Origin of the sequence: Paenibacillus sp. HGH0039 (assembly GCF_000411255.1) — a bacterium.
Lineage (GTDB): Bacteria > Bacillota > Bacilli > Paenibacillales > NBRC-103111 > Paenibacillus_F.
This window is the reverse complement of the sequence record NZ_KE150413.1, coordinates 1,118,142-1,133,354: the sequence shown is the minus strand read 5'-3', so window position 1 is coordinate 1,133,354 and position 15,213 is coordinate 1,118,142. Positions and strand designations below refer to the sequence as shown.

The window sequence follows — 15,213 nt, the reverse complement described above, 5'->3', positions numbered from 1 at the left end:
GCGCTCCGCTTAAGCTTTAAGCCCGTTCTCCACTTCCTCCGCGGAAACCTCGCGGCCTTGGGCGTCGGAGAGGTACATGCCTTCGCTGATCAGCATGGTCTGCAAAGCGATCTCCGCCGTCGGCAGAAGCTTCACTCTCCCCTGAAGAGCTGCGATCCAGTGATGCTGGGAAGAGTCGTAGGCTTCTTCGTCGGCGCGCAGGCGGTGCCAGCGCAAATCGGCCGCGTCCAGATCGATCGTCGTGTCCATATCCATGTCGCATCTTGTCGAGTAATGCGTCAGCTTGTTGCCGTCCGGCCCGTTAACCGGCAGGCGCAATCCGCCTTTGGACCCAAGAACGGAGCTTCCTTCGAACGGATTCATATGAACGGCCCATGATTCGATGATATCCATCGTGATGCCGTTCTCGAAGCGCACCAGCCCGATCGCCAGCTCTTCCACGTCGAAACCGCTGGATTCCCGGCGACCGGGGTCCATGTCCGTCTCCTGGTAGAGCTTCCCGGAGATCCGCTCGACTTTAGGCAAATCGAGCAGATACAGCATCTGCGAGATATGGTAGACGCCCATATCGAAAAGCGCGCCGCCCGCAGCCGTCTCCTTGCGCGTAAAAGCCGGGGTGCCGTAGCCGTCCACAAAAGGGCGGTTCCGTCTGCGGTAGCCTGTGGAGCGCGCGTGGAACACACGGCCCAGCTCCCCGCCTTCGATCAGCGCTTTCGCCGCTTTGGTCTCCTTGCGGTAGAGCGTGCCGAGCTGGACGTGCAGCAGCCTGCCGAATTCACGGGAAGCGTCTACCATCGCTTTGCCGTCCGCGTAGGTGCCCGCGATCGGTTTCTCGCAGTACACGTGCTTGCCTGCCTTCATCGCGGCAATCGAAATAGGAGCGTGGAAGTTGTTGTGCAGGCAGACATCCACCGCATCCAGGTCGTCGCGCTTTAACAGCTCGTTATAGTCCGTGTAAACTTCCGGAATTCCGTACAGGTCCGCTACACGGCGCGCTTCCGCCTCGTTCACGTCACAGACGGCCACGATTTCCGCGTCCGGAATCAATTTATATTGATCGAGATGAATTTTGCCGATTTGTCCGACTCCGATGATGCCGATCCGAATTGGGTTCATGTTAAGCCTGTTCCTCCCCGTTGTTGCCGTCTTCGCTCATGAGCAGCAGATGCTTGACCGTGGTCAGCAGCCATTCGACTTCCAGATAAGGCTGTTTCTGAGCATGATGCTCAACGCCCCAGTAACCGTCGTAGCCGTTCTTTTTCAGCATGCGTATAGTTTCAACCGCATCGTCCGCCTCGGCCGTCTGAGGGTCGAAATGCGTGTGTACGGTCCACGGGGCCACGATAGCGTCCCCCTGCTCCCGATCTTGATCCCAGCGGTGCATATGAAGCAGAAACCCGTAAGAAGGATGATTCACGGCTTCGGCAAGGCGTTTCATTTCACCCGGCACGAGAGACGGGCCCATATGATTCTCGGGACCTATCGTAAATCCGTTCTCCTGCGCGATTTGACAATATTCGCGGTAGCGTCCCGCCACATAATCCAGTTCTTCCTCGGAGAAGGCGGATTGTCCGCGGCCGCCCGTATCGATCCGGACCGTTTTCGCACCCAGTAAAATGGAGGCGTCCAGGTATTCCAGCGCATTTTTGTGAAGCGCTTCCCTTTTGTCCGCATCGGGGTCCCACAGATGAGCTCCGTCAATGGCAATGTTCACGAGCGTCATTTCTTTCTCGTCCATCGCCTGGCGGATCTTCTTTAAATACTCCCGGTCCGGCAGCTTAAGCAGCGGATGGGAGCGGTCCGCGAATTGTCCGTTCCATAAATCGACGGTGGCAAGCCCGTAACGGTACCGGACCGTTTCCAGGTAGCCGAATACATCCATCGTTCCGTTCAGAAAAGCCTGGTTAAAAGAAAATCCGCCTACAGATACTTTCATGAGTAAGTCCTCCTGAGAATTAATTATTCCAGCGGAAAAACTAATTAATTAAAGAAAAAAGTGAAATCATGTTCACTTTGATTTAAATGTTAAACCGTCTCTTTGGCGATGTCAACCATAAAGTAAAGGATTTCCCGGCGTCTTTTTTCTACGGGGATAAAATTCCGGTCTGCTTGAAGTTTCTTCCTCGGACTGCGGAACCCAAGCCAGAATATCGGCGCTGCGAAAAAAGCGGAGAGCCTGCTGCGCGTAACAATAAGCTTTAACCTTGTCCCCGGTTACGGCCAGCGGCCGAATGTCGCGTTGGCTGATCGCTCCTTTCCGGTCGATATAGATAATCTCTACTCTCCTTCCCAGGTATCGCTCCAACGTTGACATAAACGGCCAGCCTCCTTCTGAGTTATCGCATTTTCCGAACAAAAATAGGAACGTTTGTTCTTATTATAAGTCCCGGAAAGCAAAAATGCAATCGGCCTTCTTTTGCCAATCCTAAAAAATCCGCAACAAAAAACCGGACGTCCTCAGACGTGCCGGTTGCTGTAAGCCTTTCTCGTATCCACAGTAATGTGGAGGACTCGGCCGTTGGCCTCATAGTCGATCTCCGGCGTTTTATGGCCGTAATACCACCACTTTTGGGGCTCTTCCTCTTCACCTTCCTCCAGGTAAAAGAGGTTAAGCTCATCCTTGAAATCCGCGATTTCACGTGCCGCGTCCAGATCGACTCCGCTTATTTCAAAGCGCCAGCCTCCCGGAACCTCGGACAGGTGCAGAAATCCGCCCACTTCCTTCGTGTCCAGCAGCATCCGGCTGCCTACTGCATGCTTCACATACAAACGGTGAGCTTCACTCATAGGTATTCCCCCTCTTTGACGCGTATCAAGGCAGATCAATCAGCATAAAACGTGCGCCTGCCGCGCTGCCGATCGTGAGCGACGGAGTTTCCGTGATCCGTGCTGAATCTCTTTTACCCAAAATCGTCCCATTGTTAAGCGCGGCCTCACCGTCCAGGACCATGAAGAAAACCCTTCTGCCTTCCGGCTGTTCGAACGTAACTGATTTACCTCCGTCCAATTCGGATAAGTAAATGCTCATATCCTGATGGATGCCGGCGACCCCGGGACCGGCCTTTGGTTTGGACACCACCGGCAGCAAGTTGTTCTTCAGCGCTTCAACCTTGAACTCGGTCGTTTCATAGGAAGGTTCGAGACCGCGCTCTTCCGGATCGAACCACATCTGCAAAAGCGTAACGTCGTCTTGTCCCGGATTCATTTCCGAATGAATAATGCCGGTACCCGCGGTCATCCGCTGAACGCCTCCATAGGTTGTGACCGCCCGGTGGCCGGAGCTGTCTTCGTGCTGAAGCTGCCCTTCCAGAACGATGGTCACGATTTCCATCTCACGGTGGGGATGGGCCCCGAATCCCCGTCCGCCCTGCACCGTGTCGTCATTCAACACTCTCATGGGACCGAAACGGGTATTGTCCGGATCGTAGTAATCCGCGAACGAAAAGCTGAAATGGCTGACCAGCCAGCCGTGATCCGTGGAATACCGGGATGAAGCGGGATAGATCTTTATCATTGTCATTCACACCTTTCAATATAAGCTTGTCCAGCCGTTTATGGATTTACGAGCCATCGGGATATCCCTCTTAGGATGATTGATTGCGAAGTACGATTGCGTTAGAGTCCTGATTCTATTTTTTAATCTATTCTTCCTCTATCATACTCCTTAAACTTACTTATTTCAAGTAACTATATATTTCGTTTAAATTACAATTATTTCATTTTGTCATCAATTTGTTACCCTTCTTTCTTCATAAACGCATACAATAGGAATTAGGACCAAGTCATAAAAAAACTCCCGCCTGAGCGAGAGCCTTGTCCGATCATTCATTTAATAAAAAACGGAAACTTTTTCTAATGGAAGAGTTTCACAGCAACTTGGAGCGGGTATTAATCCTTATCTTGCTTCGGATTTTTCAATTGGGCGATGACTTCCTTGAATTTATCGGGAAGAGGAAGACCGAGTCGGCCATAATTTTCCGTAATGGAAATTAACTCATTGACCAGATAGAAATAAATAGCGGCATCCATCACGACGCTGCTGCCAATGAGCATGTCCATCCGGTGACCCAACAAAATGATGAGCAGCATAAGCCCTTTCTTGGCGAGACCCCAGAAGCCGATATTGCTGTTCAACCCGGACTTTTCTTTCAGAGAGGCCGCAACACCGGTTACATAGTCGATTGCGATAGCCACGAGGAAGAAACCCAACAATTCAGACCATCCACCGAACGCATACGTAACGAGTGAGGCGCCGAAAGCCGCCAAACTACCGAAAATCGTTTGGTTCATCTTAATCCCTCCTTTCTCTACCACTCTATGAATCCGGCAGTAGAAAGGAACGACGCTTGGCTAGTGCTTACAAATAAAATAAAAAACCGCCCGGTGGCACCCGGACGGCATAAAAATTACAATTTGTATGATTACATGACGCGTTTGGCTCCAACATAACGAGAGCCCCAGTAAGCGCTGCCCAAGCTGTCCACTTTCACTCCATCATCTGTCGCGGAAATGAATTTGTCAGCCCCTACGTAAATACCCACATGCTGCATTTTGGAATTGCTTGCGAAGAATACAAGATCGCCCGGCTGCGGGTTGGATACTTTAACCCCTGCGCTGGCATACATACTTGCAGAAGATCTAGGCAGGTCTACCCCGTTCTTATCGTACACATATTGCACAAACCCGGAGCAGTCAAATCCAGATGGCGAAGAACCGCCATACACGTAACGAACGCCTTTATATTTGTTGGCTGTTGCTACAATCGTATTTTCCTGCTGCGACTTCTGAGGCACGGTTGCATACCAAGCCGGGGAATGGTACTGACCATCGGCATCGAAAATTGCAATCGTATTCACATTATCCCATTGTACACGGATAGACAGTGAATCCGCCAGAAATCTCATCGGAACATAGACCGTATTGTTCAAAAACTGCGCTTTGCTTGGCAAGTCGATCTTCTTGCCGTCCACGAGAGCCTGATTCTCCCCCGTAGTAAACGTAATCTTGTGGCCATTCCCGGTCACCGAGATACTCATTTGAGCTCCTGCACGTTCCCATCCAATTTGAGTTCCCAATTTCTCTGCAACAGGACGAAGCGGAATCATCAGGTTATTGCTGGAATCGATAAAAGGTGCGGTACCTTCGGTATTCACCAGTTGGTCGTTGACCTGCACTTTAGCGGAACGAGCGGCATTGGCATGAGCATCCGAAGCCGCGAATAGACCGGCCGTCAGTACGGCGCATGAAACTACAACGCTTTGTACCCAAATCTTCAAAACGATTTTTCCTCCTTGGGCCTCCGAGGTTAGTTGACGGGTTCGGGAAAGAGGTTCCCTAGCTTGCAGAATGACAGGCATTCACCCCAGAAATAAGTCCCCCGTACAGGTGCTTTTGATTCACCGGATTCGGCTTTGTATAAATTGTGTCAAAGACACTCCTAAAAAGGTTAACATAATTTACATAATCGGACAACCCTTTTTGTTGTGTCTATTTTGTAACAAATCCCGGATAAAATTCCTCCCTCTAAACAAAACTAGTGAAAACGCCATTAGAGGAGGGTTCCCCATGAAACGTGCAGCCCTGGCTGTCTCATCCGCCATTTTGCTGGCCTTCGTCTCCGCATGCTCTCCGGCAAAGCTGCCCGGCGAGGGCTCGGCCTCTTCCCGGCTGGACGAAAACCGTTTTATCCCGCACACTCTAAGCGAAGATCCAGGTCCGTCATCCGTATCCGGTCCAGCCAAATTCCAGCCTGCGAAAATTCCGGCGATCAAGGAAAAAACCGCTGCCGCTCCTTCTGTATCACCGGCAGCTCCGGCAGCTCCGGCTCCTGCGCCTCCCGTGCCCCTAAAAAAACTTAAAAACGCATCTGCTCCCAAACCGGAGCCGAAAAAGAAAGACGTTCCCGTTCAGAAGCATCATCAGGAAGCGAATGCCCTTCAGAAAACGGAGCAGCGGAAGCTGAGCCTAGCCGAGATTCATCACAAATACCCGGCGGTTTTCCGGATGAGAGGAACCTCCCAAGGAAAGAAAATCGCGCTCACGTTTGATGACGGGCCCGATCTCAAATATACCCCGCAAGTGCTCGATATTCTGAAAAAGCATCAGGTGAAAGCGACCTTTTTCGTGATCGGAAGCCGCGCTCAGACACATCCCGAGATCATCCGCCGGATGGTACGGGAGGGTCATGTCGTGGGCAACCACTCGTACAGCCATCCTTTTATGCCCAAACTGACCGCCTCGGAATTTTCTTCGCAAATTATGCGTACGCAAGAGGTCATCAAACCGTTGACCGGTTATACGCCCAGACTGGTTCGTCCTCCTTACGGAGCCATCAATGAAGAGCAGGTGCGCTGGATGTCCGATCATCACCTGCTGGCCGTGAACTGGGACGTGGATTCCCTCGACTGGAAAGGACTGTCCGGCAAGCAGGTATACCACAATATTGTGGACAACGCCCGGGCCGGTTCAGTCATTCTGCAGCACAGCGCGGGAGGAAACGACAAGCATGATCTCAGCGGTACGGTCACGGCCCTTCCCGATCTGATCCGTTCCTTGAAATCGAGCGGATACAAGCTGGTCACGATTCCGGAACTACTGGGAATTTCCAAGGATTTGTAACGCACAAAAGACGGGAGCATCCGCTCCCGCCTTCTTTCCGGCTAATGGTTATTTAAGAATGTATACTTTCACGCTTTGATAGCCAAAGTTGTTTACTTTATCTTTGGAGCCCGGAACGAAAATATCGATCCGGTTGCCTTTGATCGCGCCGCCGATGTCCGTCGCTTTGGCGATCATTCCCTTGGCCGGAAGGCCCGGGAAAGCATAACCCGTTACATATACGGTGGAGCCGAGCGGAATTACTTTCGGATCGACCGCGATCGTGCCGACGGTCAGTTTGTTGCCGTAGTAGTCGATGCCGGCATATCCGCCGTTCTCGCTCGGGTCAGCGGAATAGGCCGATGCCTTGATATTCAGCACTTTTTTGTATTGAATCTGTTTGCCCGCCGCGGTTGTCAGCGTCTGGCCAGATTTTGCGGAAGCCGATGCCGCTTGGGCAGCCGGTTTCTTAACGGCCTTCTTCTCCGCGGTTTTCTTCGGTTCGGGAGCCTGCGGTTTGCCGCTCTTTTGAAGAGCCTCCGAAGGTTTTATGGAGTCCGTCTGACTTGGCGAGGCCGATGCAAGCTGAACTTTGGCCGGTGCCTGGACCGGGACTTTTACCGTCGCTTTTAAAGCTTTAAGCTGCTCAAGGGCCGCTTCCCCCACAATTTTCAGCTCGCTGCCTGCCGGCAGGCTAAGCGGATCCGCATCGGGATTTAACGATAAGAGGTCAAGAACGTCCATATTCATTTGGGAAGCGAAGTTCCACATGGAATTTGGCTCGGATAGCACCAGGGTTTGATTTTCCGGTGTCACCAAAGATTGGGTAAGCTCCGAATCGGCTGCTTGTCCTACGGTATCGGTCATACCGGCTGCAATCTCCTGATAAGATTTAGCCAGTTTCCAATACAACAGGCCGTCGTTTTTAGCCGTTTCCGTTTCAGCCGCCTGCGACTGGAATGCGGAAGATGCCGCCACCACTGCACCCAGCAGCAGAGTAGCGCATGTTTTTTTCCAATGATGCTTTAAAGCCATAGTTGATGTACGCTCCTTCTCGGTATTGCCTACGAGGTTAGTTGTCGGGTTCGGACTGAGAAGTCGCCCACGCTGCTGCCAGCGATTCACCCCTATCGGACGCCGCAGTCATACACACGGTTCCGAAATAAATCATCCCCCGCACCTCCTCCTCTCCTGGAAAATCCGGGAAACGGAAGAAGTTTCGGCTCTCTACACAAGCTATCACATACATCTTTAGAAACAAACACACACAAATTGGCAGAAAACAACCTTTTCATTTTTTTAATCCACCGCTGAAGCTGCTGTAAAAAGCTGTTCCATCAAGCCTATTTGATGCTTCCCCGCCCTTTCGGCCGGAAAAACGCGAGAGAGAAAATTAACGCCATTCTCACATTCCGCTTATGTAATTCTCATGTGTTTCTCATAAAAGGCATTGTTTCTTCACCATATATCCAGGAAATTCATCCCATAGGAGGAAACCTTTATTTGGCGATTCGTTTCCTTTCTCTCGGCTTTTCTTCTATTTTCACGGCTGCCTGGCTTTGTACCGATTCTACAGTCGGCCGCTTCTTCCCCTCGTAAATATCATCGAAAGGACGAAACGGCACGTTATCGGACCGGTCGAATTCCTTCGGTTTGCGCAGACCTAATGATGCCGCTAAAAGAACTAACATACCGATCAGCAGACTTAATGTGATCCCCATAATAGCAGCCTCCTCCTTATTCCAAAATATAGGTTTCGCTCTTAATTTCTTGCTAACTTATTCCATTTTATCATACTTATAGGTAAAATGTGGTATTTTTTAGCGGAAAGCTGACGAACTTTTTAAGATTTTTCGTAAATACGACATCATTTTTGCCCATGTCCAGCTCCTAACACCGCTCCTATAAGACCTACGCCATTTAAACGGACTGTTTACTTGTAACCTTTATATAAGTAAGACACCTTCAGAAGGGGAAACGTTCCGGAAAAATTAGTAATCTTATTCAATTTTTCCATATCTATTGAAGTCGTCGGCTCGGTTATCTTAAAAATTGCCGAAAAAAGACGGGTTTCCCCGTCTTTTTGTCCAGGCCGCTAGAAAATTTTCTGGGCCGCCCTTTCGTCTTTAAGAATTTCTACCGCTTCGCGGAAACGCATCGAATGGATGATCTCACGTTCACGCAGGAATTTCAGCCCATCCTGGAGATCGACGTCGTCCGTCAGATCAATGAGCCACTGATAGGTAGCACGCGCCTTTTCTTCCGCCGCGATATCTTCGTAAAGGTCGGCGATGGGATCGCCCTTGGCTTGAATGTAGGCTGCCGTCCACGGTGTGCCGGCCGCATTTTGGTAATACAAAGCCGAATCGTGGTTGACGTAATATTCGCCCAGGCCCGCGGCTTTTAGCTGGTCGGGAGTGGCGTCTTTCGTAAGCTTGTAGATCATCGTGGCAATCATCTCTAGGTGAGCGAATTCTTCTGTCCCGATATCATTCAGTACCCCGATTACTTTGTCCGGAATGGTGTAACGCTGGTTCAAGTAACGAAGCGCGGCAGCAAGTTCCCCGTCCGCACCCCCGTACTGCTCGATCAGAAGTTTGGCCATGTGCGGATCGCATTTGCTTACACGAACCGGATACTGCAATTTCTTCTCGTAAATCCACATCGGAATCCCCCGTCTCCTTAAGCACAACCGTGCTTGTTCTTCCGTCCAGGCCGTTCATACAGTTTCCTCTACACATGTCATACCTGCCAAGGCCAGGGAGCTTCAGCCCACTCCCAAGTCTGCTGCGGCAGCGCATTTTGCCCGTACTGCAGAAGCGGTCCGTACAAACACTCATATTCCAGCGCGATTTGCTTCCGTTTTTGGGAAAATTCGTTGAACTGCTGCAGAGCGTTGCCATCTTCGGGATGGGTGTCCAGATACAAGGTCAGTTCGACCAGTACGAAATCGGCCGCTTGCAGGTCGTGCAAAAGCCGGTAATAATTTTCATCCAGTTGTTTGTGCATACGGTTGTCGTTCCCCTCTCTTTCGCTTTCGGACCGGGTTAGCACTTGGGTTCGTAGCTGCTGTACAGCTCCGGCCAAAGGGTACCGAGCCTCAAAGCCTCGTAAGGGCTAAACTGCGGCAGGCACATGGGCTGGAACTTGATGAACAGGTTCGGCGGAGTTACATACGTTTTGACGAGCTTCGGCGGGCAGGGGTCGAACGGCCCCACGAAAGGATGATACATGCGGACTTCAGGATACAATGCGCTTCCTCCTTGTAACCGGTAATGGTGTGGCTCTGCAATACCATATGGCATCCGCCCAGGGATGGTATGGGCATCCGCCCAGATTTACGAAATAAAAGCGGAATAATCCGCAAGATTGTCATCTCTACCGTCTCTATGAATATCCTATGATAGAAAGAGAGACGATCCGGGGAAGCCTTTTCCCCTTTAAAAAAAGGAGTGAGATGGCATGACACATCATCTGAAAGCTCCCCTTCTGACCCCGCCCCCGCAGCAGGTGGAATACAGCGGGTACACCGTCCCTTTGTATGCAACCGCCGGAATCCTGGCAGGCGCGGATACGTCCCCCGAAGCTCTGCTGGAGCTGCGGAGTCTGCTTATCGGGTCCGGCGTCAAGCGCGTCGTTCCGTGCAAGGACTGGCATTCCGCCGCCAAAATGCCTCTGGCCGTCTATATCGGCAAGCTGCCGGCCGATCCCGCCGTACAGCGGGAATTCCGGAGCCGGCGCAGCGGCGACTCCCTCGGAATTCCCGAAGAGGGCTACACCCTTGCGGCGCGGCGTAGCAAACGCGGCGGCAGCATGATCGTGCTGGCAGGCGCGGATCATACCGGCACCCTTTATGCGGTCCGCACGCTTAAGCAGCTCATCCGCAAAGGCCCGATGATGGCCGCTGTGCCGGCTATCACGATCCGGGACTTCCCCGCGTTCCCCGTAAGGGGCGTTGTGGAAGGGTTCTACGGCGGTCCGTGGTCTCCGGACGACCGGGTCAATCTGATTGCTTTCCTCGGCGATCATAAAATGAACACGTACCTATACGCTCCGAAAGATGATCCGTACCTGCGCGGACGCTGGCGGGAGCCGTACCCGGAGGAAGAGCTCCGTCATATCCGCAGGTATGTGGATGCGGCCGAAAAAGCCGGTGTCCGCTTCGTTTACGCGCTCTCGCCCGGGCTCGATATCTGTTTCTCGTCGAACGAGGAATTTCAGAAGCTGGCTGCCAAAGCGAGCCAGATGTGGACGCTCGGAGTCCGCCATTTCTCTCTGCTTATGGATGATATTTTCCAGAATCCCAACTGTGCGGACGATGTACAGAAGTTCGGCGGGGACGAGAGCCCCGCTGCGGCTGCGCAGGCTTATCTGCTGAACCGGTTCAACCGCGAGTTCGTGCAAGCGCATCCCGGCGCCTCCAGGCTCATTACGGCGCCGACCGAATATTATCAGGACGGCTCCAGCCCTTACCGGAAACGCTTTGCCGAATTGGTAGATCCGGGCATCCTCGTCTGCTGGACGGGGATCGGCATCGCTCCGGCGGTTATCACTTCCGGGGAAGCCGAGCGGATTCACAAGGTGTTCAATCACGATATGCTCTTGTGGGATAACTACCCGGTGACGGATTATGTGCGGGAGAAGCTGTTTCTCGGGCCCTTGGAGGGCAGAGACGCCGAGCTGCACAAGCACGGCCAATTCGGCTATTTGTCCAATCCGATGGAGCATTTGCAGGCCTCTTTGCTTGCTTTGTTCACTTCAGCCGAGTATGCCTGGAAGCCCGGTGCCTATAAACTCTGGGAATCCTGGGAAAGATCTCTGAAGGAATTCGGAGGGCCGCTGTATAAGGAACTGCGGATTTTGGCGGAAAATCATTTATCCTCCGCCGTCCACGGCGGTGAATCTCCAAAGCTCACAGCTCTTCTTGCGGCTTTCTGGGAAGATTTCGAGAAGGGCGCACCGGAGAAAGCCGCCGCTCGTTTGATCGCCTACTTCGGCTCTATGCGCAGGGCAGCCTTACGATTGGCTCAAATGCACAATCCCGATTTCGTAAGGGAAACGGCGGACTGGCTGAAAAAAATCGACTTTTACGGAAAAGCCGGTGAATCCGCCGTTTCCCTGCTTCTGGCGATGATGCTGGGCAGCGGTGAAGAGGCCGATGCCCGGTACTCCGCCTACGCCGCCGTTCTCACGCAGGATACCGTCGACATCGAGGTAACGGAACCGAGAACAGGCTCGCGCCGTATCGACGGCGAAAATCGTGAGCGGGGTGAATCCGAGCTTATCCGGTATACATCGGTATATGGGGCAAGGACCGGGACGAACGAGTGGGGCTACGAGGTGACGGTCGTGAACGGGCGCATCATCCGGGAAGGCGGCAACAACTCGGTCATTCCCCCCGACGGCTACGTACTCAGCCTTCACTCGGGCCAAGACAGAGAATGGTTGAAAAGCATGACGATAGTAGGCGCTAAAGTGGATATCCGTGACGGGAGCGTAACCATTTCAGTCGAAAAGGGAATCTACCCGGTCCCCAACAAAAAGGTTTCGGCCGACGGAGTTATGGAGCCGTTCCTGCAGCGGGTCTCGTCAGCCTACGAGATGTATGTCAGGTGGCGTGAGAACCGCGGGTTCACCGACCCGATCAGCACACTTCCCGCCTGGGAAAGCAACGTGCTCGCAAACATGACCGACGGCCGGGCGGATACGTATTTCTGGAGCGGCAGAGCCCCGCAATCCGGAGATTACGTGGGCGTAAACCTGGGGCAGCCGGCACAGGTACGCCGGGTCCGCATCAGCCTGGGCCATCCCGATCCGGCAGCTCCGCAGGCTGGCGACCTCATCCTCAGCGCTTCTCTGGAAGCTTCGCTGAACGGCCTCAGCTGGACGAAGCTGGCGGAATTTACGGAGCAGCGGGAAATTGATTTTACTCCCGCCGCGCCCTTCCGCGCTCACTTTGTCCGGCTGAAAAGCAACGCGTCCCAGACGGAGTGGGTCATGATCCGTGAGTTCGACGTCACGGCGGACCGCGATCAGGCGGCGAACTGAACGAGGGCGGAATCCGTACTTCGTCAAAGCTTCGCCAAGGATACTTCGGATGGTTCGTAGTGTACATTTTTATTTGACGGCTGCTTGATCTCTACGGGCAGTCATCCAAAAAAGCCTATCGTCCGGAGCGCAAGCTCGGGACGATAGGCTTTTGTACACCAAACAGACCTTCTAATCCAGGTTAATCTTGAATTGCAGCAGTCCGACCTGCCGCATCGTTTGAAAGAGAATGACAATCAGCGGGCCCAGGAACATGCCGGCCACACCCATCAGCTCGAACCCGATGTATAAGGAAACCATGGCCGCAAGCGCGCTAATTCCGACCGAGTTGCTTAAAATTTTGGGCTCGATAACGCGGCGGGCCAGCGTGATGACGATAAACAGCAGCATGATCTGCATACCCATGCCCGGATCGCCAAGCAACAGCCTGTAAATCGCCCACGGCAGAAAAACGAGTCCCGTTCCGATCACCGGCACGAATTCCATGAACATGACAAGCAGGGCAATCGCAAGCGGATAGTCCGTCCGGATAAACAAAAGGCCGATCAAGGTAAGCACATAAGTGAGCATCGACATCATGACTTGGGCATACATAAATCCAAACAATGCCTGACGGAGGGAAAGGATCAGTTTTTCGACTTTTTCACGGGAACGGTCATCGAACATATTCAGGAAGGATTGCTTCAATACGGGCAGCGAGTAGGAGAAGAGATAGAGGGAGAACAAGTAGACGATGAACAAAATAAGAAGATTCGGGATGGCCGCGGCCGCTCCCAGAAACGAGTCGGACAAAAGCAGGATAAAACGCTCCAGTGCTTGGGCGGCGGAAGCCAGTCCGTTTTGCAGCCAGACTTGCATTTGGGAGTTATCGCCCGGGAAAAGGGACTCGTACATCATTCTCGCCCTTGCGGCCGCATCCTCCACATAAATGCCGGTTTCCTCCAGATAAACGGGGATTTTGCCCCAGAAGTTCATAAATTCTGTTACGACTTTGACGCCGATCATGGAGAAAAGGCCCAGGGTAAGAAGCGTAAACAGTGTGCTGACAAGAGAAACGGCTGCAAACCTGCGCAGTTTAAGCAGCCGCATTCCCACTGTCACCACGGGCTCCAGCAGCATCGCGGTCACGATCGCCAGCAGGAACGGCATTCCCACTGTGAAGAGACCGTACAGCAGCAGAAGCCCGAAAGCCAGTATAAGCAGGGTTTTCCACGACACGTGAAAGAATTCCCCCTTTATTCCTCCAGTCCGGCTGCAGGATCTTTGGGCGTTTCGCTTTCGTTCTTCGTGATATTGACACGGGTAATACGAAGCCGGTCCACCTCGGCGACTTCAAACGTGTGTCCGCCAAAGACCACTTTTTTCCCTTTGATCGGGGAGCCTTCAAGCGTCTTGAACACCCAGCCGCCGATCGTGTCGACTTCCTCATCCTCAATTTCGAGATGAAGCAGCACGTTTAAATCTTCAATCAGTGTGCGTCCTTCGACGGAAGTGATGTTTCCTTTAACTTCGATGCTCGGTCTCTCATCCTCATCGAATTCGTCATGAAGCTCGCCGACGATTTCCTCCATGATGTCTTCGAGCGCCAGCATCCCCGCCGTTCCGCCGTACTCGTCCACTACGATGGCGAGCTGGGAATGCTTTTTTTGCATAAGCTTGAGCACCTGGCTGATCTCCATGGATTCCGGTACGCTGAGAATCGGCCGCACGAACTGCTGCAGCTCGACCTGAACCGTTGCGTCCGCGGTCAGCAGATCGGTAATGTGGACAAAGCCGATAATCTGGTCCTTGTCCCCCAAGGCCACCGGGTAGCGCGTATGCTTCGTCTCGTAGATATGCTGCAAAATTTCGTCGTAAGGCTGGTCGATGAACAGACAGTCCATGTCCGTGCGGGGCAGCATCACCTCGCGGGCAATACGGTCGGAGAATTCGAAAATATTATCGAACAGAAGCATTTCGTCGCGGTCGATGTGTCCGCTTCTGGCGCTCTGATTCATCAATATGCGGATTTCTTCCTCTGTATGCGCGGCATCGTGTTCATTGGCCGGCTGGACGCCGAACATTTTAAGAAGCAGCCGTGCCGCTCCGTTGAGAACCCAGATAGCGGGAAGAAAAATTTTATAGAAATACATCAGCGGGGCCGAAGTCCACAAAGAAACCGCATCGGGTTTCTGGATCGCCAGCGATTTGGGCGCAAGTTCCCCCAGCACGATGTGAAGAAACGTCACAATTGAGAAAGACAAAACCAGCGAGATCGTCCCCGACAGGAAAGTCGAATGCCAATTAAGTGCATGGAAAAGCGGTTCGATAATGAGTTCCGCAATCGCGCTTTCCCCGACCCAGCCGAGTCCGAGGGACGCAAGCGTAATCCCGAGCTGGGTGGCGGACAAGTAAGCGTCCAGTTTCTTGGTGACGGCAAAAGCGAATTTCGCTTTCTTGTTCCCTTCATTCACGAGCTGCTGCAGTTTCGATTGACGCACTTTCACGAGCGCGAACTCGGCGGCGACGAAGAACCCGTTGAGCAGTACCAGTAATAAGACCAGTGCCATGTTCAGAAAAATTTTATCC

The 15,213-nt window shown here is 52.7% G+C and carries 16 protein-coding genes and 2 riboswitches; of the genes, 2 read left to right on the top strand and 14 right to left on the bottom strand.

What is annotated here, in order from left to right; all coding sequences use genetic code 11:
- Positions 1–9 precede the first annotated feature (9 nt).
- The 7 genes from HMPREF1207_RS19475 to HMPREF1207_RS19445 all read right to left on the bottom strand — a co-directional run bounded on the left by HMPREF1207_RS19475 (position 10) and on the right by HMPREF1207_RS19445 (position 5,276).
- Positions 10–1,116 carry a Gfo/Idh/MocA family protein gene (locus HMPREF1207_RS19475; RefSeq protein WP_009674612.1) on the bottom strand — a complete coding sequence of 369 codons (1,107 nt, stop codon included), beginning with the start codon at positions 1,114–1,116 and terminating at the stop codon, positions 10–12.
- A 1-nt stretch (position 1,117) separates the two neighbouring features.
- Positions 1,118–1,936 (bottom strand): sugar phosphate isomerase/epimerase family protein, encoded by an 819-nt coding sequence (locus HMPREF1207_RS19470; RefSeq protein WP_009674602.1) that lies wholly within the window; start codon positions 1,934–1,936, stop codon positions 1,118–1,120.
- Between the two features lie 111 nt (positions 1,937–2,047).
- Positions 2,048–2,314 carry a hypothetical protein gene (locus HMPREF1207_RS19465; RefSeq protein ID WP_009674590.1) on the bottom strand — a complete coding sequence of 89 codons (267 nt, stop codon included), beginning with the start codon at positions 2,312–2,314 and terminating at the stop codon, positions 2,048–2,050.
- A gap of 143 nt (positions 2,315–2,457) precedes the next feature.
- Positions 2,458–2,787, bottom strand: a complete 330-nt coding sequence (locus HMPREF1207_RS19460) for a hypothetical protein (RefSeq protein WP_009674558.1) — start codon at positions 2,785–2,787, stop codon at positions 2,458–2,460.
- Between the two features lie 25 nt (positions 2,788–2,812).
- Positions 2,813–3,514, bottom strand: a complete 702-nt coding sequence (locus tag HMPREF1207_RS19455; RefSeq protein WP_009674607.1) for a pirin family protein — start codon at positions 3,512–3,514, stop codon at positions 2,813–2,815.
- A 374-nt stretch (positions 3,515–3,888) separates the two neighbouring features.
- Positions 3,889–4,290, bottom strand: a complete 402-nt coding sequence (locus tag HMPREF1207_RS19450) for a phage holin family protein (RefSeq protein WP_009674581.1) — start codon at positions 4,288–4,290, stop codon at positions 3,889–3,891.
- Positions 4,291–4,421: 131 nt separating this feature from the next.
- Positions 4,422–5,276 (bottom strand): C40 family peptidase, encoded by an 855-nt coding sequence (locus tag HMPREF1207_RS19445; protein ID WP_009674605.1) that lies wholly within the window; start codon positions 5,274–5,276, stop codon positions 4,422–4,424.
- A gap of 4 nt (positions 5,277–5,280) precedes the next feature.
- Positions 5,281–5,421, bottom strand: a riboswitch (cyclic di-AMP (ydaO/yuaA leader).
- Between the two features lie 144 nt (positions 5,422–5,565).
- On the opposite strand from HMPREF1207_RS19445, the gene HMPREF1207_RS19440 reads away from it, so the two are divergent.
- On the top strand, positions 5,566–6,618 hold the full coding sequence (locus HMPREF1207_RS19440; RefSeq protein ID WP_009674575.1) for a polysaccharide deacetylase family protein: 1,053 nt from the start codon (positions 5,566–5,568) through the stop codon (positions 6,616–6,618).
- Positions 6,619–6,666: 48 nt separating this feature from the next.
- Here the strand turns inward: HMPREF1207_RS19440 and HMPREF1207_RS19435 are convergent, their stop codons facing one another.
- The 5 genes from HMPREF1207_RS19435 to HMPREF1207_RS19415 form a co-directional block, all read right to left on the bottom strand.
- Positions 6,667–7,632 carry a 3D domain-containing protein gene (locus tag HMPREF1207_RS19435; RefSeq protein ID WP_009674580.1) on the bottom strand — a complete coding sequence of 322 codons (966 nt, stop codon included), beginning with the start codon at positions 7,630–7,632 and terminating at the stop codon, positions 6,667–6,669.
- An 11-nt stretch (positions 7,633–7,643) separates the two neighbouring features.
- A riboswitch (cyclic di-AMP (ydaO/yuaA leader) is annotated at positions 7,644–7,832 on the bottom strand.
- A gap of 264 nt (positions 7,833–8,096) precedes the next feature.
- Entirely contained in the window at positions 8,097–8,318 is a 222-nt protein-coding gene (locus HMPREF1207_RS19430) for a hypothetical protein (RefSeq protein WP_009674560.1), read from the bottom strand.
- A 374-nt stretch (positions 8,319–8,692) separates the two neighbouring features.
- Entirely contained in the window at positions 8,693–9,262 is a 570-nt protein-coding gene (locus tag HMPREF1207_RS19425; protein ID WP_009674562.1) for a manganese catalase family protein, read from the bottom strand.
- Positions 9,263–9,339: 77 nt separating this feature from the next.
- Positions 9,340–9,606 carry a spore coat protein CotJB gene (locus tag HMPREF1207_RS19420; protein ID WP_009674585.1) on the bottom strand — a complete coding sequence of 89 codons (267 nt, stop codon included), beginning with the start codon at positions 9,604–9,606 and terminating at the stop codon, positions 9,340–9,342.
- Positions 9,607–9,644: 38 nt separating this feature from the next.
- Positions 9,645–9,830: a spore coat associated protein CotJA gene (locus tag HMPREF1207_RS19415; protein WP_170318682.1), complete on the bottom strand. Its 186-nt coding sequence runs from the start codon at positions 9,828–9,830 to the stop codon at positions 9,645–9,647.
- A 229-nt stretch (positions 9,831–10,059) separates the two neighbouring features.
- Between HMPREF1207_RS19415 and HMPREF1207_RS19410 the strand changes: the two genes are divergently transcribed.
- A complete protein-coding gene (locus HMPREF1207_RS19410) occupies positions 10,060–12,645 on the top strand; it encodes a beta-N-acetylglucosaminidase domain-containing protein (protein WP_009674610.1) in 2,586 nt (861 codons plus the stop codon).
- Positions 12,646–12,816: 171 nt separating this feature from the next.
- Here HMPREF1207_RS19410 and ytvI read toward each other — a convergent pair whose 3' ends face one another.
- Together ytvI and HMPREF1207_RS19400 are read right to left on the bottom strand one after the other, a co-directional pair.
- Positions 12,817–13,863, bottom strand: a complete 1,047-nt coding sequence (gene ytvI / locus HMPREF1207_RS19405) for a sporulation integral membrane protein YtvI (RefSeq protein WP_009674565.1) — start codon at positions 13,861–13,863, stop codon at positions 12,817–12,819.
- Between the two features lie 17 nt (positions 13,864–13,880).
- Positions 13,881–15,194, bottom strand: coding sequence for a hemolysin family protein (locus HMPREF1207_RS19400; RefSeq protein WP_170318681.1), 1,314 nt, complete (start codon positions 15,192–15,194; stop codon positions 13,881–13,883).
- Between the last annotated feature and the right edge of the window lie 19 nt (positions 15,195–15,213).

What these genes read in the sequence shown, in the direction of transcription:
- HMPREF1207_RS19475 (WP_009674612.1), bottom strand. Translation starts at nt 1,116, where the DNA reads ATGAACCCAATTCGGATCGGCATCATCGGAGTCGGACAAATCGGCAAA.
- HMPREF1207_RS19470 (WP_009674602.1), bottom strand. Translation starts at nt 1,936, where the DNA reads ATGAAAGTATCTGTAGGCGGATTTTCTTTTAACCAGGCTTTTCTGAAC.
- HMPREF1207_RS19465 (WP_009674590.1), bottom strand. Translation starts at nt 2,314, where the DNA reads ATGTCAACGTTGGAGCGATACCTGGGAAGGAGAGTAGAGATTATCTAT.
- HMPREF1207_RS19460 (WP_009674558.1), bottom strand. Translation starts at nt 2,787, where the DNA reads ATGAGTGAAGCTCACCGTTTGTATGTGAAGCATGCAGTAGGCAGCCGG.
- HMPREF1207_RS19455 (WP_009674607.1), bottom strand. Translation starts at nt 3,514, where the DNA reads ATGATAAAGATCTATCCCGCTTCATCCCGGTATTCCACGGATCACGGC.
- HMPREF1207_RS19450 (WP_009674581.1), bottom strand. Translation starts at nt 4,290, where the DNA reads ATGAACCAAACGATTTTCGGTAGTTTGGCGGCTTTCGGCGCCTCACTC.
- HMPREF1207_RS19440 (WP_009674575.1), top strand. Translation starts at nt 5,566, where the DNA reads ATGAAACGTGCAGCCCTGGCTGTCTCATCCGCCATTTTGCTGGCCTTC.
- HMPREF1207_RS19435 (WP_009674580.1), bottom strand. Translation starts at nt 7,632, where the DNA reads ATGGCTTTAAAGCATCATTGGAAAAAAACATGCGCTACTCTGCTGCTG.
- HMPREF1207_RS19430 (WP_009674560.1), bottom strand. Translation starts at nt 8,318, where the DNA reads ATGGGGATCACATTAAGTCTGCTGATCGGTATGTTAGTTCTTTTAGCG.
- HMPREF1207_RS19425 (WP_009674562.1), bottom strand. Translation starts at nt 9,262, where the DNA reads ATGTGGATTTACGAGAAGAAATTGCAGTATCCGGTTCGTGTAAGCAAA.
- HMPREF1207_RS19420 (WP_009674585.1), bottom strand. Translation starts at nt 9,606, where the DNA reads ATGCACAAACAACTGGATGAAAATTATTACCGGCTTTTGCACGACCTG.
- HMPREF1207_RS19415 (WP_170318682.1), bottom strand. Translation starts at nt 9,830, where the DNA reads ATGTATCATCCTTTCGTGGGGCCGTTCGACCCCTGCCCGCCGAAGCTC.
- HMPREF1207_RS19410 (WP_009674610.1), top strand. Translation starts at nt 10,060, where the DNA reads ATGACACATCATCTGAAAGCTCCCCTTCTGACCCCGCCCCCGCAGCAG.
- HMPREF1207_RS19400 (WP_170318681.1), bottom strand. Translation starts at nt 15,194, where the DNA reads ATGGCACTGGTCTTATTACTGGTACTGCTCAACGGGTTCTTCGTCGCC.